At 70.2% G+C, this 25,093-nt stretch carries 19 protein-coding genes; 3 read left to right on the top strand and 16 right to left on the bottom strand.

Translation table 11 applies throughout. From position 1 onward, the window contains the following. Positions 1–116: 116 nt before the first annotated feature. The 9 genes from KGQ91_RS06050 to KGQ91_RS06010 all read right to left on the bottom strand — a co-directional run bounded on the left by KGQ91_RS06050 (position 117) and on the right by KGQ91_RS06010 (position 13,867). Positions 117–311: a hypothetical protein gene (locus tag KGQ91_RS06050; RefSeq protein WP_224420530.1), complete on the bottom strand. Its 195-nt coding sequence runs from the start codon at positions 309–311 to the stop codon at positions 117–119. A 16-nt stretch (positions 312–327) separates the two neighbouring features. After that, a complete protein-coding gene (cydB, locus tag KGQ91_RS06045; protein ID WP_224420529.1) occupies positions 328–1,461 on the bottom strand; it encodes a cytochrome d ubiquinol oxidase subunit II in 1,134 nt (377 codons plus the stop codon). A gap of 3 nt (positions 1,462–1,464) precedes the next feature. Further along, the gene (locus KGQ91_RS06040; protein ID WP_163648166.1) at positions 1,465–3,048 is read right to left on the bottom strand and encodes a cytochrome ubiquinol oxidase subunit I; all 1,584 of its coding nucleotides are present in this window, start codon (positions 3,046–3,048) and stop codon (positions 1,465–1,467) included. Between the two features lie 128 nt (positions 3,049–3,176). Then, entirely contained in the window at positions 3,177–4,970 is a 1,794-nt protein-coding gene (gene cydC, locus KGQ91_RS06035) for a thiol reductant ABC exporter subunit CydC (RefSeq protein ID WP_224420528.1), read from the bottom strand. After that, a complete protein-coding gene (gene cydD / locus KGQ91_RS06030) occupies positions 4,967–6,721 on the bottom strand; it encodes a thiol reductant ABC exporter subunit CydD (RefSeq protein WP_224420527.1) in 1,755 nt (584 codons plus the stop codon). The genes cydC and cydD overlap by 4 nt, the downstream gene beginning before the upstream one ends. 50 nt (positions 6,722–6,771) lie before the next feature. After that, the gene (locus tag KGQ91_RS06025) at positions 6,772–9,009 is read right to left on the bottom strand and encodes a tRNA(Met) cytidine acetyltransferase TmcA (protein WP_224420526.1); all 2,238 of its coding nucleotides are present in this window, start codon (positions 9,007–9,009) and stop codon (positions 6,772–6,774) included. Positions 9,010–9,067: 58 nt separating this feature from the next. Further along, complete coding sequence (locus tag KGQ91_RS06020) at positions 9,068–10,972, bottom strand: PhoX family protein (protein ID WP_224420525.1); 1,905 nt, start codon at positions 10,970–10,972, stop codon at positions 9,068–9,070. A 211-nt stretch (positions 10,973–11,183) separates the two neighbouring features. After that, entirely contained in the window at positions 11,184–12,737 is a 1,554-nt protein-coding gene (locus tag KGQ91_RS06015) for a DHA2 family efflux MFS transporter permease subunit (RefSeq protein WP_224420524.1), read from the bottom strand. Beyond that, positions 12,734–13,867 (bottom strand): HlyD family secretion protein, encoded by a 1,134-nt coding sequence (locus KGQ91_RS06010; RefSeq protein ID WP_224420523.1) that lies wholly within the window; start codon positions 13,865–13,867, stop codon positions 12,734–12,736. The genes KGQ91_RS06015 and KGQ91_RS06010 overlap by 4 nt, the downstream gene beginning before the upstream one ends. Positions 13,868–14,021: 154 nt before the next feature. On the opposite strand from KGQ91_RS06010, the gene KGQ91_RS06005 reads away from it, so the two are divergent. Next, the gene (locus KGQ91_RS06005; RefSeq protein ID WP_224420522.1) at positions 14,022–14,675 is read left to right on the top strand and encodes a TetR/AcrR family transcriptional regulator; all 654 of its coding nucleotides are present in this window, start codon (positions 14,022–14,024) and stop codon (positions 14,673–14,675) included. Here KGQ91_RS06005 and KGQ91_RS06000 read toward each other — a convergent pair. From KGQ91_RS06000 to KGQ91_RS05975, 6 genes are all read right to left on the bottom strand, one after another. Beyond that, the gene (locus tag KGQ91_RS06000; protein ID WP_224420521.1) at positions 14,672–15,244 is read right to left on the bottom strand and encodes a hypothetical protein; all 573 of its coding nucleotides are present in this window, start codon (positions 15,242–15,244) and stop codon (positions 14,672–14,674) included. The two genes, KGQ91_RS06005 and KGQ91_RS06000, sit on opposite strands and share 4 nt — an antisense overlap. Before the next feature lie 176 nt (positions 15,245–15,420). Then, a complete protein-coding gene (locus tag KGQ91_RS05995; RefSeq protein WP_224420520.1) occupies positions 15,421–16,776 on the bottom strand; it encodes a TRAP transporter large permease in 1,356 nt (451 codons plus the stop codon). Next, positions 16,769–17,401 carry a TRAP transporter small permease subunit gene (locus KGQ91_RS05990; RefSeq protein WP_224420519.1) on the bottom strand — a complete coding sequence of 211 codons (633 nt, stop codon included), beginning with the start codon at positions 17,399–17,401 and terminating at the stop codon, positions 16,769–16,771. Before KGQ91_RS05990 ends, KGQ91_RS05995 begins: the two co-directional genes overlap by 8 nt. Further along, positions 17,401–18,516 (bottom strand): TRAP transporter substrate-binding protein, encoded by a 1,116-nt coding sequence (locus tag KGQ91_RS05985; protein ID WP_224420518.1) that lies wholly within the window; start codon positions 18,514–18,516, stop codon positions 17,401–17,403. The genes KGQ91_RS05990 and KGQ91_RS05985 overlap by 1 nt, the downstream gene beginning before the upstream one ends. Positions 18,517–18,790: 274 nt before the next feature. After that, positions 18,791–20,194, bottom strand: a complete 1,404-nt coding sequence (locus KGQ91_RS05980; RefSeq protein WP_224420517.1) for a sigma-54 interaction domain-containing protein — start codon at positions 20,192–20,194, stop codon at positions 18,791–18,793. Positions 20,195–20,288: 94 nt separating this feature from the next. Further along, a complete protein-coding gene (locus tag KGQ91_RS05975; protein ID WP_224420516.1) occupies positions 20,289–20,816 on the bottom strand; it encodes an ankyrin repeat domain-containing protein in 528 nt (175 codons plus the stop codon). 217 nt (positions 20,817–21,033) lie between these two features. Here KGQ91_RS05975 and KGQ91_RS05970 point away from each other — a divergent pair, with 217 nt between their 5' ends. Continuing rightward, a complete protein-coding gene (locus KGQ91_RS05970; protein ID WP_224420515.1) occupies positions 21,034–22,728 on the top strand; it encodes an ABC transporter permease in 1,695 nt (564 codons plus the stop codon). Here the strand turns inward: KGQ91_RS05970 and KGQ91_RS05965 are convergent. After that, a complete protein-coding gene (locus KGQ91_RS05965; protein WP_377172691.1) occupies positions 22,690–23,838 on the bottom strand; it encodes an ABC transporter ATP-binding protein in 1,149 nt (382 codons plus the stop codon). The two genes, KGQ91_RS05970 and KGQ91_RS05965, sit on opposite strands and share 39 nt — an antisense overlap. Before the next feature lie 172 nt (positions 23,839–24,010). Between KGQ91_RS05965 and KGQ91_RS05960 the strand changes: the two genes are divergently transcribed. Further along, positions 24,011–25,039, top strand: a complete 1,029-nt coding sequence (locus KGQ91_RS05960) for a Fe(3+) ABC transporter substrate-binding protein (RefSeq protein ID WP_224420514.1) — start codon at positions 24,011–24,013, stop codon at positions 25,037–25,039. Positions 25,040–25,093 lie beyond the last annotated feature (54 nt).

Genomic DNA, 25,093 nt, shown 5'->3' with positions numbered 1-25,093 from the left:
AGCGATCATGACCCCGTCACGAAGCCTTCCGCCCGGGACTTTTCCTCGTCCTGTCCGAAAACGCCGCCGCCCCGGCGATGACCGGGGCGGCGGCGCGAACGCAAGCGGGGCGACGCTCAGTAGTGGTCGTCGTGGCTCTCGTCGTAGCGGGCATCGATGATCGCCGTGCCCGCCGCGGCGATCAGCACGATCATCACAGTGCCCAGCACCCAGGCGAAGTACCAGGCGCCGCGCTCGCCCAGCACGATGGTCAGGGCGATGGCCACCACCGCGAGGAGCAGCCAGAAGAGGAAGTGCAGTATCTGTTTCATGGTCCGGGCTCCGCAATCAGTAGGCGTGTTCGTCGTGGGCGATCGATTCCGGCGTCACCTTGCCGCGCATCACCCAGAAGGCCCAGCTGGTGTAGATGCCGATGATCGGGATGAAGACCGCGGTGAAGGCCAGCATCCAGCCCAGCGTGCCCAGGCTCGAGGACGCATCCCACACGGTCAGGCTGTGGCTCGGCTCGCTGGACGACGGCATCAAAAACGGGAACATCGCCGCACCCAGCGTGACCAGGGTGGCGGCCCAGGCCAGCGCGCCCAGCCACCAGGCCAGGTGCGACAGGCCGGCGCGCGCCGCGGCGATGCCGCCCAGCACGGCCAGGTAGACACTCGCCGGGACCAGCCACAGCGCCGGGTGGGCGGTGTAGTTGGCCAGCCAGGCGCCGGCGGCGGTTTCCACGGTCTTGTTGAGCGGCAGCGCCGGGCCGGCCGGGTCGCCGCCCGCGGTGATCTCGTAGCCGTGCATCAGGGTCACCCAGATGCCGCAGAGGCTGAACACCGCCAGCGCCACCAGACCGGCGATGGTGAGCAAGCGGCAGGCGCGTTCGCGGATCACCCCGGTGCCGCGGTTCATCACCATGGCGCCGCCCTGATAGAGCGCCAGCGCCAGCGCCATCACTCCGCACAGTACGGCGAAGGGGTTGAACAGGCTGATGAAGCTGCCGGTGTAGTAGGAGACCATGTTCCAGGAGAAGTGGAACGGCACACCCTCGAGCATGTTGCCCATCGCCGCACCGAAGACAATCATCGGCACCGCGCCGGAGATGAACAGCATCCAGTCCCAGGCGCCGCGCCAGCGCTCACCCGGCAGCTTGCTGCGGTACTCGAAGCCCAGCGGGCGCACGATCATCGACCACAGCAGCACCAGCATCACCACATAGAGCCCGGAAAAGGCGGTGGCGTAGATGGTCGGCCAGGCGGCGAACACCGCCCCGCCGCCGAGGATGAACCACACCTGGTTGCCGTCCCAGTGCGGGGCGATCATGTTGATCACCGCGCGGCGCTCACCGTCGGTGCGGCCCAGGTAGCGCAGCGCGGCGCCGACCCCCATATCCATGCCGACCATCACCGCCAGGCCGATCAGCAGCACACCCAGCAGCACCCACCAGGTCACCTTGAGAAGTACGTACGGATCCATGGCTCAGGCCTCGCTCCACTGGGATGAATGTTGTTGACGGACCGAATCGGCATGCGCGTCATGCTTGCCCTCGCTCGGCCCCAGACGGATGAATTTCACCATCAGGTACATCTCGACGACGATGAACAGGCTGTAGAGCAGCACGAACCCGGTCAGCGAGAAGATCATGTAGCCGACGCTGTGGGTCGAAGCGGACAGCCAGGTCGGCAGCTGGCCGTAGACCGTCCACGGCTGGCGTCCCAGCTCGGCGACCACCCAGCCGGCCTCGTTGGCGATAAACGGTACCGGAATCATCCACGGCGCCAGGCGCAGGAACCAGTTATGCCGATGCAGGGTGCCACGCAGCGAGAAGATCACCGCCAGGATCAGGAAGGCCATCATCAGGAAGGCCGTCGCCACCATGACGCGGAACGACCAGAACACCGGCGCCACGGGCGGGATGGTGTCGGCCGCCGCCTTGGCGATCTGGGCATCGGTGGCCTGCGAAACGTCCTCGACGTAGCGCTGGACCAGCAGCGCGTAGCCCAGGTCGTCCTGATGGGCCTCGAAGGTGGCGCGTGCCTGGGCGTCGGTGGGGTTCTCGCGCAGCGTCTGCAGAGCGCTCAACGCCGGGATGCCGTTGCGAATCCGTGTTTCGGCCTCGGCCACCAGATCATTCACCCCGGGAATCGACTCGTCGAAGGTGTGGGTGACCAGCGGCGTCAGCAGGTACGGAATCTGTACCTCGAAGTCGTTGCGCTGCTCCTCCTGGTTGGGCCAGGCGATCAGGTTGAAGCCGGCCGGGGCCTCGGCGGTTTCCCACAGCCCTTCCATGGCGGCCAGCTTGGTGGGCTGGGCGCCGCCGTTGATGAAGCCCAGGGCGTCGCCCAGCGAGATCACACCGATGCTGGCGAACACGCCGAACAGCGCGGCGACCCGGAACGAGCGCTTGGCCAGCTCGATGTGGCGGCGCCGCAGCAGGTAGAAGGCGCTGATGCCCAGCACGAAGATCGCCGCGGTCACGTAGCCGGCGATGCTGGTGTGGACGAACTTGGCCTGCGCCTCGGGGCTGAAGATCAGGTCCGGCAAGCTGGTCAGCTCCATGCGCATGGTGTCGGGATTGAACGCCGAGCCGGTGGGCTTCTGCATGTAGCCGTTGGCGATCAGGATCCACAGCGCCGAGAGGTTGGACCCCAGCGCCACCATGTAGGTCACCAGCAAGTGCTTGCCGCGCGACAGCTTGCCCCAGCCGAACAGCATCAGGCCGACGAAGGTCGATTCGAGGAAGAACGCCATCAGGCCCTCGATGGCCAGCGGCGCGCCGAAGATGTCGCCGACGAAATGCGAGTAGGTCGACCAGTTGGTGCCGAACTCGAACTCCATGGTCAGGCCGGTGGCCACGCCCAGGGCGAAGTTGATGGCGAACAGCTTCGACCAGAAGTGGGTCATCTGCCGGTAGATGTCGCGCCCGGTGATGACGTAGATGGTTTCCATCGTCGCCAGCAACACCGAGAAGCCCAGCGTCAGCGGCACGAAAAGGTAGTGATACAACGCCGTGGCCGCGAACTGGAGTCGCGACAGCTCGATGACGGTGTCTAGTTCTTGCATGGCGAGGTGTTCTCCGTGATCCCTGCGTGACCGACGCTCTCCACGCCCGGCGGCGTGGACAGCGACGGAAGTGCGGCCTCAGCCTAACGCAGCGCCGGAAAACGCCTCTTGACCTGTATCAAGGCCGCTCACCGGCACTCGCCGCCGGCCTGCGGCAGGCTGTCGCAAGCCGTCTCGGCCAGGGGCGCCGGGCTCGTCAGCCCGGGGCTCGCCAGGCGTCGGTAGGTGGCGCAATCGCGCATCAGCGAGGCATGATCACCGCTCGCGATCGGCCGCCCGCGCTCGAGCAGCAACACTCGTTCGGCCAGACGCGCCCAGCCCGGATGGTGCGAGATCAGCAGCAGCGAACGCCCGGCGAGATAGCCGGCCAGATTCGCGCGCAGCCGCGCCGCGGTGGCGGTGTCGAGCCCCTCGCCCGGCTCGTCCATGATCACCACCGGGGCGTCGCGCAGCAGGGCGCGGGCAATGCCCAGCCGGCGGATCTGGCCGCCGGAGAGCTTGAGCCCCTCCTCGCCCACGATGGTGTCGTAGCCCTCGGGCAGCGCCAGGATCTCGTCGTGCAGACAGGCCAGTCGCGCCGCCTCGACCATCGCCGCCTCGTCGGCCTCGGGATTGCCCAGCAGCAGGTTGTCGCGCACCGTGGCATGGAACAGGTAGATCTTCTGCGGCACCACGGCGAGGCGTGCCCGCAGGTCCTCGCTGCGGTAGGCCTCGACCGGCCGCCCGCCCCAGCGGATCTCGCCGCGCTCGGCCGGCATCAGGCGCAGCAGCAGCTGCGTCACCGTGCTCTTGCCGGCCCCGCTCGGCCCCACCAGCGCGACATGCTCGCCGGGGGCGATGGTGAGGTCGAGATCCGTCAGCGCCCAGGGGCCGTCGGCGGTATGCCGTGCGCCGACGCCGGCGAAGCACAGGGTATCGTCCTCGGGCGGCGGCGCCGGCTCGGCGGGGTCGGTGACATTGGGCGCGAGCGTCTCGAAGGCCCGCAGCCGCCGCGTCGCCGCCCGCAGCTGTCCCAGGGCCTGCCAGGCGCCGGGCAGCTGGGCGATCGCCTCGAAGCAGCCCATGACCAGCAGCACCACCGGGGCGAAGTCGACCGCCGCCAGCCCCGGCCCCTGCACCAGCGGCACCATCAGCCAGGCGGTGACCAGCACGGCGAGGTTGGTGAGCAGCAGCACACCGGCGCCGGATAGCCCCGACAGGTGCGCAAGCCGCGCCTGGGCCGCCAGCCAGCGTCGGCTCAGCTCATGAATCTCCGCGCGTCGGCGGGGCAGGTCGCCGAACACGCTCAGCTCGCCCAGCCCCTCGACCGCATCCACCACGCTGGCCTTGAGCTCGGCGGCGATCGCCACACCTTGGCGGCCCGGCTCGCGCCCGAGCCGCTCGACCAGCGCCGGCAGGGCCACGCCCGCCAGCACCAGCAGCGCCAGGTTGACCAGCGCCACCGGCACACTGTAGGTGGCCAGCACCAGCACCGCGCCGCCGAGGCAGATCAGCGCCACCACGGCGGGCGTCAGCAGCCGCAGATAGACGTTGTCCAGGGTGTCGATGTCGGAGCGCACCCGTGCCAGCAGGTCGCCGCTGCGCAGCCCCTGCAGCTGCTGCGGCGAGAGCGGCTCCACCTGACGGTAGAACCACACCCGCAGGCCGGTGAGCAGCCGCAGGGTGGCGTCGTGGCTGACCAGCCGCTCGAGATAGCGACCGCCGGTGCGGGCGATCGACAGGCCGCGGATCAGCGCCGCCGGAGTGAAGTAGTTGAAGTCCGCCGCGGCGAGCCCCGCCGCCGCCATGCTGGCCAGGAACCAGCCGGACACCGCCAGCAGCGCCATGTTGGCGGAGACGGTCACCACGCTGAGCAGGATGCCCAGCGCGAAGTAGCCCAGGTAGGGACGGGCGATCGACAGCCACCAGCGCAGGTCGCTCATGCCGGCACCTCCCCGTCGGCACCGGCCACCAGCCGGGCATAGAGCCCGCCGGCGGCCATCAGGGCCTGATGGCTGCCCTGCTCGCGGATGCGCCCGCCGTCGAGTACCACGATGCGGTCGGCGTGGCGCACGGTCGCCAGCCGGTGGGCGATGATCACCAGGCTGCGCCCCTGCCCCAACGTCTCGAGCGCCGCGACCAGCGCCCGCTCGTTGTCGGAATCCAGGTGGGCGCTGACCTCGTCGGCGACCACGAAGGTCGCCTCGCGGACCAGGGCCCGGGCGATCGCCAGGCGTTGTGCCTCGCCGCCGGACAGGCGTACCCCGCGTTCGCCGAGCGGCGTGTCCAGCCCCTGCGGCAGCGCGGCGACCAGCGCCTTCGCCTGGGCCTGTTCCAGCGCCCGCCACAGGGCCGCATCGTCGATGTCGTCGCGCCCCAGGCACAGGTTGTCGCGCACCGTACCGAAGAACAGCCGCGGCTGCTGGGGCACCCAGGCCAGCGACTCGCGCCAGGTGTCGATGTCGAGTTCGTCGAGCGCCACGCCGTTGACCGCGAGCCGCCCCGACCCGGCGCGCAGCAGGCCCAGCAGCAGCAGCGCCAGGGTGCTCTTGCCCGCCCCCGAGGGGCCGACGATGGCCAGCGTCTCGCCCGGGGCGATGGTCAGGTCGATGTCGCTGAGCGCCTGCACGCCGCCCGGATAGGCGTAGGCCAGCCCTTCCAGCGCCACCCGCGGCGGATCGCCGGGCGTCCGCACATCGCGGCGCGTGCCGCTCCAGGGCCGGGCCGGGGTGTCGAGCAGCTCGACGATGCGCTCGGCCGCGCCCAGCGCCTCCATGCGGGCATGGTAGACGCTGCCCATGTTGCGCAGCGGCAGATAGAACTCCGGCGCCAGCAACAGCACCAGAAAGCCCGCCTCGAAGCCCAGCTCGCCCCACAGCAGGCGAAAGCCGATCAGCACCGCGACCATGGCGATGCTCACCGTGGCCAGGAACTCCAGCACCAGCGAGGAGACGAAGGCCAGCCGCAGGACCTTCATGGTGCTGGCCCGATAGTCGTCGGAGAGCCGCTCGATCAGCCGTGCCTCGCGCCGGCCCAGGTTGAAGACCTTGAGCGTGGTCAGCCCCTGCAGCGCGTCCAGGAAATGCCCCGAGAGCCGCCCCATGCGCCGCCACTGGCGCTGGTTGAGCTTCTCGGCGCCCTTGCCGATGAAGATCATGAACACCGGGATCAGCGGCGCGGTGACCAGCAGGATCAGCCCCGAGACCCAGTCGATGGGCAGGATCACCGCGAGGATCGCCAGCGGAATCAGCGCGGCCAGCGCCGTCTGCGGCAGGTAGCGGGCGTAGTAGGCCTCGAGGTGCTCGACGCCGTCGGTGACGCTGTTGACGATGTCGCCGGTCTGGGTGTCGCGCTGCCAGGCCAGCCCCAGCGCCTCGAGCTGGTGCATGAGTCGGTCGCGGATCGCCAGCTTGACCGTGGCGGCGGCGGCGAAGGCGCAGCGCTCGACCGCGTAGGTCAGCCCCGCGCGCACCAGCAGGATCGCCAGCATGCCGGCGAAGGCCGGCCACAGGGTGGCCAGCGGCGTGCCCTGGAAGATGGCGCCGTCGGCGACATGGGCGAGCAGGGTCGCCTGGAGGATCAGCAGCACGCCGCTGGCCAGGCCCAGGCCGATGGCCCAGCTGACCGGCGTGCGCACGCGACGGCTTTCCTGCTTGAGCCAGTCGCGGGGTCTTGCCGTGGAGGAAGTCTGCATAAGGGAGCGTGGGAACGCGAGTCGTCAGTGAACAAGAAATCCGGACTAGTCTACGGACTGCCGATGCCACCCGCTTGACGTGCATCAAGCTTGTCGGGACGCGTCGTCTCGAGCGCCGCCTGGAGCCGCCCGGCCAGCTCGCGCCAGTGGCGCAGGCGTGCCTTGCGACCCGCCGCCGTCCAGCCGGCGGGCACCTCGCGGCCCTGGAACAGCGGCGCCGCCAGCGCCTGCCACTCGGCCTCGTCCAGCGCGGAGGGCGCGCGATGACGGGCGATGCGCCAGGCCCGGGCCAGCCAGGGCCGTGCCAGCGCCAGCTCGCCACCGCCCGCGGCGAACCAGGCCAGCCGCGCCGGCGTGGCCGTATCGAGCGGTGGCACGGGAGCCTCGTCGAGCAGCGCCACGATCAGGGCGGCATCGAGCTCGTCCAGTTCGGCGGCCAGCAGGGTCGGCAGCAGCTCGTGGAACTCGGCCTGCCAGTCGGTCAGCCGCCGACGGGCGTCGGCGTGCAGGGGCAGCCCCATCATCACCGCATGCTCACCGCTGGAGGCCTCGCGGGACAGGCCCAGGCGCAGGGTGGCGTAGCCCCGGGAGCGCCAGAAGGCCAGCAGGGCGGGCTCGCCGCCGAAGCTGGTACCCAGGGCGTCGATGCCGGCGACGCGGGCCCGCTCGGCCACCGCCGCGAGCAGCCGCGAGCCCACCCCGCGCCGGCGTGCCGCGGGATGCACGGCGATGCGCTGGATGCGCCACCAGCGCGTTTCGGCCGCCTCGCGCCAGCCGCCGTGCACCGCCAGCGACTGGGCCAGCAGATGGCCCCGCGGGCGACGCTCGCCATGGTGGACCGCCGCGGCCAGCGCCGCCGGCAGTCCGCCCTCGGCCTGAACCAGGCACACCCCCACGCAGTGCCCGCCGACCCGGGCCGCCAGCAGCCGGGTGTCCGGGGCGTCGAGCAGCTGGCGCAGATCGCCGGGCGTGGTGCGGTAGTGCGCCTGGACCAGCAGGCCGAAGAGCTCGGTCAGCGCCGGGGTGTCACGGGCCAGCGCCGCCCGGTCGAGCTCGGCCAGCTGTACCGGCTCAGCGGCGAGCGCCGCGGTGACCCGGTCGTCGTCCGCCGGTTCGGCGTCGAGCAGCAGCAGCTCGCGGGTCAGCGCCTCGAGCGGATCGCCCGGCGCCCAGCGCACGGGGGTCGCGAGCCGACAGGCCCGCCAGTCCGGCGTCTCGCGCGCGAGCCGCTCGCGAAAGCGCACCGCAAAGCCGCGCCCGGTGCCCTCGTAGCCATGCACGGTGGTGGCGAAGGCGAGCCGCGGAAAGGCCGCCAGCCAGCGTCCCAGCAGCGGTGCGGGAATCGCCGCCGCCTCGTCGACCAGCAGCGTCGGCGCGGCACTCGGTTCGCCCCCCGCCTCGGCCAGGGCCGCCATCACGCCATCCGGCGGCAGAAAGCGCAGCCGCGCCGGGCCCTGGCCGGTGGTCACCACAAAGACATTGGCCTCACGCCGCCCCCCGGGCAGCAGCGCGGCGAGGCGTTCGAACACCGGCTCGACGGCGCCGGGGCGCGGCGCGGTCAACCACAGCTCGCGTTCGCCGCCGGCCAGCCGCCGGGCCGCGGCGATGCCCAGCGCCGCGCTCTTGCCGCGGCCGCGATCGGCGCTGATCACCAGCGGGCGGCGGCGACGCAGGCGGCTCAGGCGGCGCACCGCTTCGGCCTGATCGGCACTCAGGCAGTCCGGATCGGCCACGTCCGATGGCGCTGCGGCCTCGCCGGCCGCCGGCGGCGTCAGGTCGGGACGCTCGGCCTCGGCCGGCCAGTGCAGCAGGGTGTCGGCGGTGCGCAGGCAACGGGCCAGCCGTGCCAGGGTATGGGCACTGAGCGAGTCGACGGCATGGGGCCAGCTGGCCAGCCGGGCATAGTCGGCGTCGGGGCGTGGCGCGGCGGTGCGCCAGTCGGCGGGCGTCAGCAGCAGCAGCAAGCCACCGGCGCGCACCGTGCCGGCGACGGCGCCGAAGGCCTCGGGGTCGAAGCCGCCGCCCGGGGTGGCGGCGTCCACCACCACCAGCTCGTGCTCGCCGCCCAGCCGTGTACGGGCCTTGGCGGCGGGCAGCACGGGGATATCATCGGCGGGGGCGGTGGGGCCCAGCCACAGCGGCGCCTGCCAGTCGCCGCCACGCCAGATGCCAAGGGCCCGCTCACGCACCATCGCCGCCTCGCCGTCGGCCCACAGCAGGCCACGGTGGCGGCGATCATTGAGCGTCTTGCGCAGCGCCGCGAGGGCGGCGATCAGGGAGTCGTGCATGGCGCACAGGATGCGCCATGCACGGCGTCGAGGCCAGTGCCCGACGGTCGGCGGCGGCTCAGCCCAGCTTCGGCATGCCGGTGATGTAGCCCACCGCGGCGCCGTAGCGGTCCTTGTAGTTGGCCCGCACGTAGGGGTCGAGCGTCTCGCGGACCTTGTCGTGCAGCGGGCTTTCCCAGTCGCCTGGGTGCTGGAAGTTGCTCATGATGTAGGTCCAGCCGTTGATCGAGTCGACGGCCTGCAACCCGGTGGACTCGGCGCCCGCGGGGCAGGACAGGAGGCGCGTGAGCTTGCCGCTGTCGACGTTGTAGGCCCACAGGAAGTTGTTGACGTGGTTGCCGCTGTCCTCGCCGATGAACAGGGTGCGCAGCTCCTCGGAGAACTTGATGTTGTCGGGGTTGGCGATGCGGTCGGCATGGGCGGTGTTGCCCAGCGCGTCCGGTTCGGCCAGGTCCTCGCCGACGAGGTTGGCCGGCGGTGCCATGTGTACCGACACCCACTCGCTGTCGATGGGCTGGCCGCCGCTGTCCTTCTGGCCGCCGCGCAGGGTGTGCTCGTAGACCGCCCCGGCGGTCGGCCCCTCGACGTGGATATCGCTGCTGCCGTCGGTCATCGTCTTGTAGATGTAGGACATGGCCGAATAGGCCTTCTTGTCGGCGGCGTTGACGGTGGTGCCTTCCATCTTGGTGAAGCCCATCGAGGCGCCGACCAGGGCCGCGTAGCGGTGCGTCTCGAGGAAGGCGGCGGCCTTCTCCATGCCCGGCTTGAGCTTGACCCAGTTGATCTTGCCGCTGTAGGGGATGCGGGTGAAGCCCTCGTCCTGCGGGTCCTCGGTGCGGATATCCATGATATCCGACGCCTGGATACCGTCGTCGATCAGCTGCTTGATCTCGGCGCTGTCGGCATGGCCCAGACGGATCCAGCCGATGTCGCCGGCGCCGGGGCCCTTGCCCGAGACCTGGGTCCATTTGCCCACGTACAGGGTGCCGGACGACAGGTCCCGCGGCTTGTCGGCGACGAACATGAACAGGCCGCCGTTGGTGGCGTCGTCACCCATCAGCACGGTGCGCTCGTCAGGCATGACCTGAATCAACTCGTGGGAGAGACGCCCGAGGTTGTAATGCTTGACGAGGGTGCCGGTGCCGTCCGGATTGACCGTCACTTCCGGCAGGTGGCCGTAGTTGTAGGGCGTGCCGCGGTTCTCGTCGCCGAACAGGTTCCGGCAGTAGCTCTTGAACTCGTCGTCGGGGGCGGCGGCGTCCGGCTCGTACTCCTCGCTGGACAGGTGGGTGCCCCAGGGCGACAGGCTGGCGCCGCAGGTGATCCACAGCCCGCCCACCGGCGAGGTGTCGACATTGTGGTACTTGACCAGCGTCAGCTCGCCGGTTTCCGGGTTCTGATCCAGGGTCAGCACCGCGATCGGCGAGGGCAGGCGGCCGTACATCGACTCGCCGGCGCCGTCGCGGGTGGTGTATTCGAACTGCACGACGGCGAACACGGGGTTGCCGTACACGCCGTCGACCCGGGCGTTGTCGACCGTCAGCAGGCTGGTGCCGTCCGGGCAGTCGGAGAAGAACTGGCGATTGCCGGCCGAGGGGTCGAGGATCGGCCGGTTGTCGATGTCGTAGTAGCCGCCGGCGACCACCGTGCCGCCCTGACCGTCGGGCACCCGATCGCCGGTGATGAAGAACGGATGATAGGCGAGCTTGACCTGGCGGCTGCTGCCGTCGCTCATGTGAAGCTGCATGGCCGAGCCGATGGTGGTGGTCGCCATGGCGACCGGGTTGCTCAGCGAGGGCGCCGCCATGGGCAGGAAGCTGACGGAATCGAGCGTGGCCTCGGTCGCGGCGGCCGCGGAACGGCTGGCACCGAGGCCGGCGAGACCACCGGCGAGCGGCAGCAGTGGCGCGCCCGCCATGAAGCCGAGCAGACGGCGGCGATTGCTATCGACAGACTGGGTCATGGGAACGTCCTTGGTCGTCAGGCGGATCGAAGTGGCGTCGAACGACGTCGGCCTGGCCACAAGAGGCACCGACGCCATGATCGACATGACCGCATGATCCGGCACCACGATGACAGCCGGCTGACACTTTCGTGTCCGTTCGATGGCACCGGCCCGATGGAGCAGCGCCGAACCGATGCCCGGCCGGCAGGACGCCAGGCATTGGCTGAAGTCAGGCCTCGATGCGCCGCAGCAGGAACACCAGCGGCACGCTGAGCAGGTAGATCATGCCCAGCCACAGGAAGATGTCGTTGAAGGCCATCACCACCGTCTGCTCGGAGAGGCGCTGGACCAGCATGCCCACCGCGGCCCGGTGGGCGTCAGGCACCGAGCCCGCGAGCATCGCCTCGTACCTGGCGATTTCCGCCACCACCACCTCGCGGCCGCTATCGATGGCCGGCGCCAGCGCGTTCCAGTGAAAGTCCTCGCGCCAGTCGCGCAGCGTGTCGAGCAGCGCCAGCCCCACCGCCCCGCCGAGGTTGCGCATCACGTTGAACAGCCCGCTGGCATTGCCGACCTCGTGGGGCGGCAAGGTACCCAGCGCGATCCGCGAGGCGGGAATGATGCACAGGATCAGCCCCATGCCGCGCACCACCTGCGGCCAGAAGAACTGCCAGAACCCCGACTCCACGGTCAGGTCGGCATTCATCATCGAGCCGATGCCCACCAGCAGCAGACCGGCAACGAGCAGCACGCGCAGGTCCAGGCGATTGGAAAGCTGGCCGACGATCGGCGCGCAGCAGAACATGGTCAGGCCGGTGACAAACATCACCTCGCCGATCTGCAGGCTCGAGAAGTGGCGCACCTGGCCGAAGAACAGCGGCATCAGGTAGACCAGCCCGTAGAGCGCGATGCCGATGATGAAGCCCAGCCCGGCGCCGAGGGCGAAGTTGCGGTTGGCGAAGGCGTAGAGGTCGACGATGGGATGCTCGCGACGCAGGGTGCGGGCGAAGAACCAGACCCCCGCCAGCACGCAGAGCAGTGTCATGACGACGATGCGATCGCTGGCGAACCAGTCGTCGCCGGGGCCCTCCTCGAGCACGAACTCCAGCGAGCCGAGAAACACCGCGATCAGCGCCAGGCCGATCCAGTCCAGACGGCGGGCGACGGCATGGTTCGCCCGGTCGATGTCGAGGAAGGTCCAGGCCGCCCAGCACACCAGCACCCCGGGGATCACGTTGGCCAAAAACAGCCAGTGCCAGCTGGCGATATCGGTCAGATAGCCGCCCACCGTGGGGCCGATCGAGGGCGCCATGGTCACCACCATGCCGATCACCGCCTGCACGCTGCCCATCACCCGCCGGGGAAAGATCGAGAAGCTCACCGCCTGGGTGATGGGAATCATCGCCCCGCCGGCGAAGCCCTGGATGGCGCGCAGCACGATCAGCTGCTCGATGGAACCGGCCAGTGCGCAGCCCAGGCTGGCCAGCGTGAAACCGGCGCAGGAGAGCGTGAAGGCCACCCGCGTCGAGAGAATGCGCATCAGCATCCCCGACAGGGGGATCATCACGATCTCGGCGATCAGGTAGGCCGTCTGCACCCAGGAGATCTCGTCCTGGCTGGCCGACAGCCCGGCCTGGATCTCGTTGAGCGAACTGGCGACGATCTGGATATCCAGGATCGCCATGAACATGCCGAACACCGCGGCGATGAAGCCGAAGCGCTGCGGCCACGGCGGCAGGTCGCTGACGCCCTGACGGGCGCCGTCGGCCGCGGCGTCGCTCACGCGCCGCTCCCGCTACGGGCCACGGAGGCCGGCTTTCCGGAGGCCGGCTTTCCGGAGGCCGGCTTTCCGGAGGCCGGCTTTCCGGGCGTATCGGCGTCCCGGTCACGGGTGTCGATCCCCGGCACCACCGACAGCCCGCCACGTAGCCGGCCCAGGGCGTCGTCGGGGCCGGTGACGCGAATCTTCACCGGCACCCGCTGGACGATCTTGTTGAAGTTGCCGGTGGCGTTGTCCTGCGGCAGCAGGCTGAACTGGGTACCGGTGGCCGGCGCCAGGCTGTCGACCACGCCGCTGAAGGTCGTGTCGGGAAAGGCGTCGACATGGATATCCACCGGCTGGCCGACCCGCATCCGCGCGAGCTGGGTTTCCTTGTAGTTGGCCACCACGTAGGCCGAGTCGATGGGCACCAGCTGCATCAGCGTCAGCGACGGCTGGGCGAGCGTGCCGGCCTCGACGGTCAGGTTGCCGACCACGCCGTCGCGGGGGGCGACGATGCGGGTCTTGTCGAGCTGATGACGGGCGTAGGCCAGATCGGCCCGAGCGGCGTCGCGCCTGGCCCGGGCACTGTCGACATCCGACTCGGCAACGGCCAGCCGGCGCCGTGCCGAGGTTACCGCGGCCTGCCGCGCGGCGAGCGTCGATTTCGCGACCCGCAGGGCGGCCTGGTCGTCCTCGTGCTGCTGGCGCGAGGCATAGTTGCGCGAGGCCAGCTTCGAGGAGCGCGCCAGATGCTGCCGGGCCTGGTCGACATCGGCCCGGGCCGCCTCGACCTGCGCTCCGGCCTCGTCGATCGCCGCCTTCTGCAACGCCACCTGCCGCCGGGCCTGGGCGATCGCGGCCGTGGCCACCGCCAGCTGCGCCCGGGCCTGGCTGACCCGATCGCGATAACTGGCGTCGTCGAGGCGCACCAGCAGCTGCCCTTTCGTCACCGGCTGGTTGTCGTCGACCACTACCTCGGCCACCCGGGCGGCGAGCTCGGCGCGGATCGCCACGCTGTCGGTATGCACGTAGGCGTTGTCGGTCTCCTCGATGAAGCGACCGACCTGCCACCACTCCCAGCCCCGCCAGCCCAGCACGGCCAGCGCCACGACGGCCACCAGCGCGCCCACGATCTTGCCCGTCTGCTTCATGTCGACTCCTCGGTTCGCTGCGCCCCGGCGCGGATGCCGCGCGCCTTGCGGGCCTGCCCGGGCTTCGTGGCTTCCATCACCCGGGCCGCTGCCACATAGTGTAATGAATGCTACACTACATGACCATCGATGATCGATCCGGCCAGGAGTCCGCATGTCCGAATCCCGCCCCGGCCCGTGCGCACGGGCCTGCACCCCGCGCGGCGAGGCGCGCCGTGAACGGCTGCTCGATGCCGCCCGCGACGTCTTCCTGGAACAGGGGTATGCCGGCGCCAGCGTCAACGACGTGGTCGCGCGGGCCGGCGGGTCGCTGGCCACGCTCTACAAGCTGTTCGGCAACAAGGAAGGGTTGTTCATGGCGGCGATGGAGCGCCATATCGCCACCGCCTGGGAGGTCCTGGAGGCCGGGCGGCGCGATGCCGCCGCACCGGAGCAGGTGCTGTTCGAGCTGGGCCGGCGGATGCTGGCACTGGTCTTCGACCCCGGAGTGATCCGGCTGACGCGGGGGCTGGCCTTCGAGGCGGAGCGGGCCCCCGCGCTCGGCGAACTGTTCCTGCGCCGCGGCCCCGACCGCACCCGCCAGGATCTGGCCGACTACCTGCGCGACCAGGTGGCCGCCGGCAACCTGGCGCTCGCCGACCCGCGCGAGGCCGCCGGCATGTTCATGGGCATGCTGCTCGGCGAGTGGCACATCGACGCCCTGCTGGGCCGCCACCCCGCCCCCGACGACGCCCAGTGCGCCGAGCGCGCCCGCCAGTGCGTGGCGATCTTCCTGGGCGGGGCACGTCCCGCCGAGTGGCGCGACTAGGTCAGGGTCAGCACCTGCCCGTTCAAGGCCCGCCCGGCGCCGCCGGCCAGAAAGCGCGCGCAGTCCGCCACGGCGGAGCGCGATGCCCCACGCGGGCACAGCAGGTTGATGCACACCCCCGCGCTCCCGGCGTCGCCCAGCCGTCGCACCAGCGCCGCCAGGGCCTCGCGCACCATGCTCGCCGCCTGGCTGTCGCCGTCCGGGGCGACGGCCACCAGACGCCCGCCGCCACGGCTGTGCATCCAGGCCCGGGCGATCTGCAGCAGGGCCGAGGGTTCGGCGACCTGCTCGCTCAGCCGCCGCGCCAGGGGCACGCTGGGCGCCAGCGGCGGCGGCGCGCAGACCAGGACATCCAGCCGGCTCAGGCGCCCGAGCAGGGTATCCAGCGCACCGGCTTCGGCCACGTGACCGAAGCGATCCTCGCGCTCGCCGCCCAGGGCATCGAGCGTCCGGGACAGACCGACGGCATCCGGCGTCAGCAGCGCCACCGTCGCGCCCTCCTCGAGGAAGGCCCGCGCCAGCGGCTCCAGCAGCTCGCCGCCGCCGGCAATCAAGACCCGTTTACGCACAGCTCTTTCTCCAGGAAGCGCTGAGAAATCGACGAGCATTGCCAAACGCAAGGCGCACGGCGCACAGACAACGCGACATGACGGGATGTTATGTCGGGCGAGTTGTCGAGCGGGCTCGCGACCGAGCACCGCGCAACGCCGCGATGGGTCAGCGCAGACATGGCGTCAGTGTTTCCTCACAGAAGCCCCGGCAGCCACAGCACCAGCGCCGGAAAGACCATGCACAGGATCAGCCCGGCGAGCTGCAGCAGCACGAAGGGGATGATCGAGCGGTAGATGGTACCGATGCCGATCTGCCCCTCGGTGATGCCCTTGAGGTAGAACAGCGCATAGCCGAACGGCGGTGTCAGGAAGCTGGTCTGCAGGTTGATCGCCACCAGGATGGCGAACCACACCAGCAGCCCCTGGCCGGAGAGGCCGTAGCCGAAGTCCAGCGACTCGATCACCGGCGCGACCAGCGGCAGCACCACGAAGCTGATCTCGATCCACTCGAGGAAGAAGCCGAGCACGAAGATCAGGCCCATGATCAGCAGCATCAGGCCATAGGGGCCGAGGCCGGTGCCGGTGATCAGGTCCTCGATCATGTAGGCGCCGCCCAGGCGCTTGAAGATCACCGAGAAGCAGGTCGCGCCGATCACCACGAACAGGATCATCGCCGAGGTCCGCGAGGTCTCGCGCACCGCCTCGCGCAGGGTCGCCCAGTCCAGGCTGCGCATGACCAGCGCCAGCAGCAGGCTGCCGCCCGCGCCGATCGCCGCCGCCTCGGTGGGCGTGGCGATGCCGGCCATGATCGAGCCGAGCACGGCGACGATCAGCGCCACCGGTCCCAGCAGGTCGCGTAGCAGCGCCAGCGGCAGCGGCGTGGTGTCGGCCTCCGCGGAATTCTGGTCGACCAGCGGCGCCCAGTCCGGCTTGAGCCGCGCGGTGATCAGCAGATAGGCGATGTACAGCCCGCCCAGCAGCAGCCCGGGCAGCAGCGCGGCCTTGAACAGCGCGCCCACCGAGACCTGGAGGATCGAGCCCATCAGCACCAGCATGATCGACGGCGGAATCAGGATGCCCAGGGTCCCCGAGGCGGCGATCACCCCGCAGGCCATCTCGGCGCGGTAGCCCTGCTTGAGCATCACCGGCAGCGCCAGCAGGCCCAGCATCACCACCGAGGCACCGATGATCCCGGTGCTGGCGGCCATGACGATGCCCAGCATCGCCACCGAGACCGCCAGCCCGCCGTGGGTGCGCCCGAACAGCCGCTGCAGGGTCAGCAGCAGGCGCCGCGCGACCCCGGAACGCTCGAGCATCAGCCCCATGAACACGAACAGCGGAATGGCGATCATCAGCCAGTTCTCGACCACCCCGCCGAAGATCCGCGAGCTGACCGTGCCCAGGAAGGGCAGCGGCACCCCGCCGATGAACGAGAAGACGATGCCCAGCCCGCCGAGCAGGAAGGCGACGGGATAGCCGGTGAAGATTCCCGCCAGCAGGGTGACGATCATCGCCAGCGCCAGTGCGTACTCGCTCAGGAACTCAGCCATGCGGCGCCTCCTCGTGGTGGTCGGAGGCCAGATGCGCCGGGTCGAACAGCCCGGCGAGGTTGTGCAGCACCTGCCCCAGGGCCCCGATGGCCAGGAACACCAGGCTGATCGGCAGGATCGCCTTGATCAGGTAGCGGTCGGTGAGTCCACCGTAGTTGGAATGCTCGCCGGAGAGATACGACATCGTCACGAAGTGCTTGGACAGCCAGGCCACCAGCAGGCAGAACGGAATCAGGAAAATCACGTGGCCGAGGATGTCGATGATCGCCCGCCCGCGCGGCGACAGCCGGTGGTAGACGAGATCGACGCGCACGTGGGTGTCGTGGTGCAGGGCGTAGGTGCCGCCGAACAGCGTCAGCACGCCGAACAGGTGCCACTGCAGCTCGGTGATGCTGTTGATGGTCAGGGCCTTGCCGAACAGCAGCACGTCGGTCTGCCATTCGGCGATCTCGTTGATGCCCAGGGCGTTGAGGGTCACGGTGGTGAGCACGGCCAGCATCACCAGCAGCACCAGCCAGCTGGTGACGCGGCCCACCCACAGCCCCAGCCCGACCAGCGGTCGGGCCAGGGCCTCGCATGCCGTGCCGCCTCGACTGCGCCAGGGCGCAAGGTCGGCGGTGGGCATCAGGCGTCTCCTTCAGACCCGCTGGTGCCGTCCGAGTCGGTGTCCTTGACCGGCTCCGGCGCGGGCAGCGCCTGCAGCTTGTACCATTCGTCGATCAGCCTGACGTGCTTCATCAGCGACTTGTAGGCCTCGGCGAACGCCGGGTTCTGCTGCATCTCCTCCTGGCGCACCTCGACCCAGGCATCCTGCAGCGCCTGGATCACCGAGTCGGGGAAGCGCTTGACCTGCACGCCCTTCTCCTCGAGCTTGTGGATGGCACGCACCTGCGCGGGCGGCGCCTCGGCCATGGCCCACTGCAGGGTCGAACGACAGGCCGTCTCGAACTGCGCCTTGCGCTCGTCGCTGTACTGATCCCAGACCTGCTGGTTGATCAGCAGCGAGAACCAGCTCGCGCTCTGGTGCCAGCCGGGGAAGTAGTAGTACTTGGCGACCTCGTCGAAGCCCATCGCCGCATCGACCTGCGGCACCGAGAATTCGGTGGCATCGACGCGCCCGCGCTCCAGCGCCAGGTAGATCTCGTTGCCCGGCACCAGCTGGGTCGAGGCCCCGAGCTTGTTGAGTACCTTGGCGCCCAGCCCGGAGATACGCATCGACAGGCCCTTGAAGTCCTCGGGCGACTTGATCTCCTTGTTGTACCAGCCGCCGGTCTCCTGGGGCGAGATGAAGCACGGCAGCACCTTCACGCCGTAGGGGTCATAGGCCTTCTGCAGCAGCTCGGTACCCTCGCCGGCCCACATCCACGACATGAAGGCCTCCGGCGACGGGCCGAACGGCAGCGCACCGTAGAGGTTGGTGATCGGCACGGTGCCCGCCCAGTAGCCGATCCAGTCCCAGCCGGCCTGCACGGCCCCGGAGGACACCGAGTTGAAGACCTCGAAGGGCGGCACCAGGTCCCCCGGCTCGTGCACGCGCAGCGACACCGCGCCGCCGGTGGCGGTCTCGAGCTCCTTGGACAGGTGCTCGGCCCCGGCACCAAGGAAGTTCTGGGTCGAGAAGGTACTGGCCACGTCGAGCCGCTTGGGGCCCTCGGCGTGGGCCGGCGCGGTCAGCATGGCGGCGCTCGCCAGGGCGATCGCCGAGGCCAGCAGCGAGCGGGTGGTGACGGTGTGAGGCATGAACGTTCTCCTTGAGCATTGTTGTTGTTCCCCCGTCATGGGGCTCGTCAATGCCCAGCAAGGAGACTGCCAGTTCCGGCAAAAAGCCTTTCCCGTCAGCTCACTGGCGCGGGTTCCAGACGCTCGCACCGCGCCGGGAAGCCGCTCGCGGCGTGACCGCGACACGCCGTCGTCCGAAAATCCGGACGCCTCGACGGCCACGGCGCCCCGGAAACGCCCACCGACCGCCTCCCGGGCGTCCGAAAAATCGGACACCCTCCGGAATTCCGGACGCTCAGCCCGCGTCACGCTCGGCGCACAGGCCGTGACGGGCCAGCTTTTCGTACAGCGAGGACTTGGCGATGCCCAGGCATCGCGCCGCCTGCGTGCGGTTGCCGCCGCACTCGCCCAGCGCCCGCTCCAGCGCCTGCCGCTCGGCCTCGGCGAGCGTCGCGCGCAGCGAGCGCGCTGCCCGCTCGGGGAGCACGGCGGCGCCGCGCAGGGCCTCCGGCAGGTCATCGACATCGAGGTGGGAACCGCCCAGGTAGAATGCCGCCTCGAGCACGTTTTCCAGCTCGCGCACGTTGCCGGGCCAGGCATGGCGGCACAGGCAGGCCAGCGCCGCGTCGCCGAGCGTCGGACAGCGCCGCCCGCGCCGCTCGGCAAGCCGGGACAGCAGGTGACGGGCCAGTCCCGGGATGTCCTCGCGGCGCTCGCGCAGCGGCGGGATCGCCAGCGGCACCACGTTGATGCGGTAGAACAGGTCCTCGCGGAACTCGCCGCGCTCGACGAGGGCTTCCAGCGGCCGGTGGGTGGCGGCGATCACCCGCACGTCGACCGGCACCAGCCGGGTCGCACCGACCGCCTCGACCTCGCGATCCTGCAGCACCCGCAGCAGCTTGACCTGCATCGCCGGGGGCATGTCGCCGATCTCGTCGAGAAACAGCGTGCCGCCATGGGCGAGCTGGAACTTGCCCGGCTTGCCGCCCTTGCGCGCCCCGGTGAAGGCGCCATCCTCGTAGCCGAACAGCTCGGCCTCGAGCAGCTGCTCGGGGATCGCCGCGCAGTTGAGCTTGATGAAGGGGCCGTCGGCGCGCTCGGAGAGCCGGTGCAGGGCGTGGGCGTAGAGCTCCTTGCCGGTGCCCGACTCGCCGCGGATCAGCACCGAGGCATCGCCGGGGGCGATCTTGCGCACCTTGGCGTTGAGCATACGCATCGCCTCGCTCTCGCCGACCACGTCGGTGAGTTGCCAGCGGGCCCCGGCCCGGGCGTCGAGGGCCTGGCGATAGTAGTCGACCTCGGCCTCCAGGGCCCGCACCTGGGCATTCATCTGCCGCCACTCCCAGGTGTCGTGGTAGATCACCGTGCCGATCGCCCCGATCACCCGGCCGCCCGCGCGGACCGGGTAGCGGTGGGCGATCATGTGATGGCCGCGCACCAGCTGCAGCTGGGCCAGCTCGGCCTTGCCCGAGGCTACCACCTCGGGCATGCGGGTGTTCTCGATCACCTCGCTGACCGGGCGGCCCACCGCGGCGAGCGGGTCGACCTCGAGGAAGTCGGCATACGGCGCATTCAGGTAGGCGATGCAGCTGCGGGCATCGACCACGACCACCCACTCGGCCATGGCGTCGAGCCCGTGCAGCAGCAGCGTCGGGTCCCACCGGTCCGGCGGGATCTCGGCGAGCGATTCGTTGGCCATGCTGGCTCCGGCAGCTGTCCTGTGGGTATCGCTTCAGCCTCGTCACGGCCGCCACGCCTGGCAAGACGACCTTGGGCGGAGCCGCGGCACCGGCTCACGACGCGAGCGCCGCCAGCCGGGCCCGGGTCGACTCCGCCCCCATCGCCACGGCCAGGTCGAGTGCTGTCAGTCCACCCGCCTCCCGGGCCGCGGGGTCGGCGCCGTGGGCCAGCAGGCAGTCGAGCACGTCGTGGTTGCCGAACATCGCCGCGAACATCAGCGGCGTCTTGCCGTCGGCGGTGGTGCCGTCCACCGCCGCGCCATGTGCCAGAAGCAGCTCGACCATCGCCAGGTCACCCTTGAAGGCCGCGCCGCCCAGCGGGTTCTGGCCACGGTCGTTGTAGCGTTCCGGGTCGGCGCCGTGAGCCAGCAGCACCCGCACGGTATCGTGGTGGCCATGATAGCTGGCCAGCATCAGCAGGCTGTCGCCGTTGTGGTTGCACAGGTCCGGCGGCAGGCCGCCGGCCAGCCAGCGTCGAAAGGCCGCGGCATGCCCGTCGCGGGCCGCGTTGAAGACTTCCGCGGCCAGGCGCAGGGTCTCCTCGTCCGGCGTGTCGGGGCTCTGGCGTGAGTCGCGGGTCATCCCTGTCTCTCCCTGTTCAGCGCTGAAAGTTGCTCCAGCATAGGCGCTCCGGCGCGCCCGGCACCGCTATCGTGGCGATGAAATTCGTCAATCGCGCCGCGCGGCGACGCTGCGAGGCGCAATGCAAATTGCTATGATTCGCCGCGGACAGGGCTTCCCGCCTTGGCCGCTGCCAACGCCCCGCTATCGCCAGCCCAACTACCGCAAGGAGTCCCGCGTGTCCCTTTTCGCCACGACACGGTCGACCGCACCACGCACCCGGCGGCGCCTCGATCCCTGGACGCTCACCACGCTCGGCATCGCCCTGGCGGTCGCCGTGCCGGTGCTGGTGGTACTGGCGCACATCCTGATTCCCAGCCGCGAGATCTGGAGCCACCTGGCCGGCACCGTGCTGGGACGCTACCTGAGCAACACCCTGATTCTCGCGCTCAGCGTGGGCCTCGGCACGGCGGTGATCGGCACCGGCACGGCCTGGCTGGTGGCGATGTGCCGCTTCCCGGGGCGGCGACTGTTCGAGTGGGCCCTGCTGCTGCCGCTGGCGGTGCCCACCTACGTGATCGCCTACGCCTATACCGACTTCCTGCAGTATTCGGGGCCGCTGCAGAGCGAGCTGCGCGCGCTGTTCGGCTGGCAGCACGGCGACTATGTCTTTCCCGACATCCGCTCGCTGTGGGGCGCGGCGCTGCTGATCACCCTGGTGCTCTATCCGTATGTCTACCTGCTCGCCCGCGCCGCCTTCCTCGAGCAGTCGGTGTGCGTGCTGGACGTGGGACGGACCCTGGGGCGCGGACCGTGGCGACTGTTCACCACCATCGCCGTGCCGCTGGCGCGGCCGGCCATCGTCGGCGGCGTCTCGCTGGTGCTGATGGAGACCCTCAACGAGTTCGGCGCGGTGCAGTACTTCGGCGTCGACACCTTCACCACCGGCATCTACCGCACCTGGTTCGGCATGGGCGAGCAGGTCGCGGCGGCCCAGCTGGCGGCCTGTCTGCTGCTGTTCGTGATCCTCGCGGTGCTGCTCGAACGCTGGTCGCGGGGCAAGCGCCAGTACTTCCACACCACCGGGCGCTATCGCCAGCTGCCGGAGTTCCATCTGCGCGGCGGGCGGGCCTGGGGTGCCATCGCGGCCTGCACCCTGCCGGTGCTGGTGGGCTTCGTCGCGCCCAGCGCGATTCTCGCCAATCTCGCGCTCGAGACGGGCGACAGTGTGCTGGGCTCGCGCTTTCTGGAGTTCGTCGGCAACAGCCTGACGCTGGCCGCGGTGGCCTCGCTGGTGGCGGTCTGCCTGGCGGTGGCGCTGAGCTACGGCGTGCGCCTGCATCCGGGACGGGTATCGCGCCTGGCCACGCGGGTCGCCGCCATGGGCTATGCCGTGCCCGGCTCGGTGGTGGCGGTGGGCATCCTGATCCCCTTCGCCTGGCTGGACCGCCAGCTCAACGCCGGGCTCGACGCCTGGTTCGGCATCCAGCCGGGGCTGCTGCTGAGCGGCTCGGCGTTCATCCTGATCTACGCCTACGTGGTGCGCTTCCTGGCGGTGTCGTTCAACACCGTGGAGGCCAGCCTGGGCAAGGTGACACCCAGCATGGACGCCGCCTCGCGGACCCTGGGCCAGACCGCCGGCGGCACGCTGCGCCGGGTGCACACGCCGCTGATGCGCGGCAGCCTGTTCGCCGCCGCCCTGCTGGTGTTCGTCGACGTGATGAAGGAACTGCCGGCCACGGTGATCCTGCGCCCGTTCAACTTCGACACCCTGGCGGTGCGGGCCCATAACCTCGCGGCCGACGAGCGGCTGGCGGAGGCCGCCACGTCGTCGCTGACCATCGTGCTGGTCGGGGTGATCCCGGTGATCCTGCTCAGCCGGGCGATCCGCCGCTCACGCCCCGGCGCCGGCGGGAAAGACAAAGGTCTGTGAGGTGTCCAGCGCCAGCGCCACCGGCTGCCCCGGCTCGGGCAGGAAGACCCCCGGCACCTGCGCCTGCAGGTTCGCCTCGCTGCCGTCCGCGCCACGGGCATGCAGCTGCACCAGGCTGCTGCGGCCGAGCAGCCGGGCCTGAATCACCTGCCCCCGCCGGGCCGGCTCCTCGCGACGCTCGTCGTCCGGCAGCTCGACGGGGGTGACGCGCAGCGCCTCGGGCCGAATCATCACCCGTGCACGCGCGCCCTCGGCCAGCGCCGGCGCCGCGACCGGCCCCACCGGCGTGGCCACCCGGCCATCGCGCACCTCGCCACTCCACTCGTTGACCGCGCCGAAGAACGACACCACGAAGGGGTCCTCGGGCTCGCAGTAGAGCTCGCGGGGCGTGCCCATCTGGATGATGCGGCCGTCATGCATCAGGGCGATGCGATCGGCCATGAACATCGCCTCTTCCGGGTCGTGGGTCACCAGCAGGGTGCCGGCGCCGACCCGCTTGAGCACGTGCAGGGTGTCGTCGCGAATCTGCTCGCGCAGCCGCGCATCGAGGCTCGAGAAGGGCTCGTCGAGCAGCATCAGCGCCGGCGCCGGGGCCAGCGCCCGGGCCAGCGCCACGCGCTGCTGCTGCCCGCCCGAGAGCTGGTGCGGGTAGGTACGGGCGTAGTCGGCCATGCCCAGCTGCTCGAGCAGCGCCATGGCCCGCTCGCGGCGTTCGCCGGCGGGCAGCGACTCCAGGCCGAAGCCGACGTTCTCCAGCACCCGCAGGTGGGGAAACAGCGCCGAATCCTGGAACGCCAGTCCCACGCTGCGCTTCTCCGGCGGCACATGCCGGCCGCCGGGCACGCTCAGCGGCTCGCCGCGCAGGCTCAGCTCGCCCTCCTGCAGGGCCTCGAGCCCGGCGGCGATGCGCAGCAGCGTGGTCTTGCCGCAGCCGGACGGGCCCAGCAGGCAGACCACCTCGCCGGGCCCCACCGTCAGGCTGACATCGTCGACGGCCACCTGCGCGCCGTCGTAGACATGGCGGACATGACGCATCGCCAGCAGGGTGGCGTGACGCGGCGTGGCGGTGGCCCGGGAGGCCTCGGAGCTCGGAGAGGTCATGGTGGTCATGGGCGAAGCTGCTCGAGTGAATGAATCGCCCGGCGATGGTAACGCGAAACGCCGGTGGAGGCCGCGTCCTGCGGTGGAACGGCGCGAATGATTGACGTTCGCCGCACGACGCGCTTGAATACGGCCAATAATGCAACGTATTCTCATTAAAAACCACCACCGAGGATCGCCCATGCCCGCACGTCTGCGCTTCGCCGTTCCCCTGGCGGTACTCGCCGCCGGCCTGACCGCCGCCGGCACCGCCAGCGCCGAGGAGGTCAACATCTACTCGGCCCGCCACTACGATTCCGACCAGGCCCTCTACGACGCCTTCACCGAGAAGACCGGCATCGACGTCAACGTCCTCCAGGGCAGCTCCGACCAGCTCATCGAGCGCATCAAGCGCGAGGGCAAGGCCAGCCCCGCCGACGTGATGATCACCGTCGACGCCGGCCGCCTGTGGCGCGCCGAGGAGGAAGGCATCTTCCAGAGCGTCGACTCGAAGGTGCTCGACGAGCGCCTGCCCGCCACCGTGCGCCAGCCCGACGGCAAGTGGTTCGGCTTCAGCCAGCGGGTGCGGGCGATCTTCTACGACCCGCAGGACGTCGATCCGGCCAACCTCAAGACCTATGAGGACCTGGCCGATCCGCGCTTCAAGGGCGAGCTGTGCATCCGCTCGTCGAACAACATCTACAACCAGTCGCTGCTGGCCTCGATCATCGCCCACGACGGCAAGCAAAAGGCCGAGCAATGGGCGCAGGGTGTGGTCGACAACATGGCCCGCGACCCGGAAGGCGGCGACACCGACCAGATCCTCGGCGTGGCCAGCGGCGAATGCGACATCGCCGTGGCCAACCACTACTACTATGCGCGCCTGCTCGAGTCGGACAACCCGGACGACCGCGCGGCGGCCAAGAAGGTCCAGATCCTCTTCCCCAACCAGGACGGCCGCGGCGCCCATGTCAATATCGGCGGCGCCGGCGTGGTCCGCGACGCGCCGCATCGCGAGAACGCCGTGCGCTTCCTCGAGTTCCTCGCCTCCGACGAGGCCCAGGCGCTGTTCGTCAAGGGCAACCACGAGTATCCGGTGGTCGACGGCGTGGCCAAGGATCCGGTGCTGGAGTCGTGGGGCGACTTCAAGCGGGACGACCTGAACGTCAGCGCCCTGGGCGAGAACAACCCCGAGGCGATCCGCATCTTCGACCGGGTCGGCTGGCGGTAAGCCCCGGCTCCCCCCGGATGCACCAGGCCCGCGGCACTGCCGCGGGCCTTTTCT

This window comes from Modicisalibacter tunisiensis, assembly GCF_020148005.1.
Taxonomy (GTDB): domain Bacteria; phylum Pseudomonadota; class Gammaproteobacteria; order Pseudomonadales; family Halomonadaceae; genus Modicisalibacter; species Modicisalibacter tunisiensis.
The sequence above is the reverse complement of the archived record's forward strand: the minus strand, read 5'-3'. Positions and strand labels throughout refer to the sequence as shown.

What these genes read in the sequence shown, in the direction of transcription:
- KGQ91_RS06050 (WP_224420530.1), bottom strand. Translation starts at nt 311, where the DNA reads ATGAAACAGATACTGCACTTCCTCTTCTGGCTGCTCCTCGCGGTGGTG.
- KGQ91_RS05965 (WP_377172691.1), bottom strand. Translation starts at nt 23,838, where the DNA reads ATGACCACCATGACCTCTCCGAGCTCCGAGGCCTCCCGGGCCACCGCC.
- KGQ91_RS05975 (WP_224420516.1), bottom strand. Translation starts at nt 20,816, where the DNA reads ATGACCCGCGACTCACGCCAGAGCCCCGACACGCCGGACGAGGAGACC.
- KGQ91_RS06040 (WP_163648166.1), bottom strand. Translation starts at nt 3,048, where the DNA reads ATGCAAGAACTAGACACCGTCATCGAGCTGTCGCGACTCCAGTTCGCG.
- KGQ91_RS05960 (WP_224420514.1), top strand. Translation starts at nt 24,011, where the DNA reads ATGCCCGCACGTCTGCGCTTCGCCGTTCCCCTGGCGGTACTCGCCGCC.
- cydB (WP_224420529.1), bottom strand. Translation starts at nt 1,461, where the DNA reads ATGGATCCGTACGTACTTCTCAAGGTGACCTGGTGGGTGCTGCTGGGT.
- KGQ91_RS05985 (WP_224420518.1), bottom strand. Translation starts at nt 18,516, where the DNA reads ATGCCTCACACCGTCACCACCCGCTCGCTGCTGGCCTCGGCGATCGCC.
- KGQ91_RS06020 (WP_224420525.1), bottom strand. Translation starts at nt 10,972, where the DNA reads ATGACCCAGTCTGTCGATAGCAATCGCCGCCGTCTGCTCGGCTTCATG.
- KGQ91_RS05990 (WP_224420519.1), bottom strand. Translation starts at nt 17,401, where the DNA reads ATGCCCACCGCCGACCTTGCGCCCTGGCGCAGTCGAGGCGGCACGGCA.
- cydC (WP_224420528.1), bottom strand. Translation starts at nt 4,970, where the DNA reads ATGAGCGACCTGCGCTGGTGGCTGTCGATCGCCCGTCCCTACCTGGGC.
- KGQ91_RS06005 (WP_224420522.1), top strand. Translation starts at nt 14,022, where the DNA reads ATGTCCGAATCCCGCCCCGGCCCGTGCGCACGGGCCTGCACCCCGCGC.
- KGQ91_RS06025 (WP_224420526.1), bottom strand. Translation starts at nt 9,009, where the DNA reads ATGCACGACTCCCTGATCGCCGCCCTCGCGGCGCTGCGCAAGACGCTC.
- KGQ91_RS05995 (WP_224420520.1), bottom strand. Translation starts at nt 16,776, where the DNA reads ATGGCTGAGTTCCTGAGCGAGTACGCACTGGCGCTGGCGATGATCGTC.
- KGQ91_RS05980 (WP_224420517.1), bottom strand. Translation starts at nt 20,194, where the DNA reads ATGGCCAACGAATCGCTCGCCGAGATCCCGCCGGACCGGTGGGACCCG.
- cydD (WP_224420527.1), bottom strand. Translation starts at nt 6,721, where the DNA reads ATGCAGACTTCCTCCACGGCAAGACCCCGCGACTGGCTCAAGCAGGAA.
- KGQ91_RS06010 (WP_224420523.1), bottom strand. Translation starts at nt 13,867, where the DNA reads ATGAAGCAGACGGGCAAGATCGTGGGCGCGCTGGTGGCCGTCGTGGCG.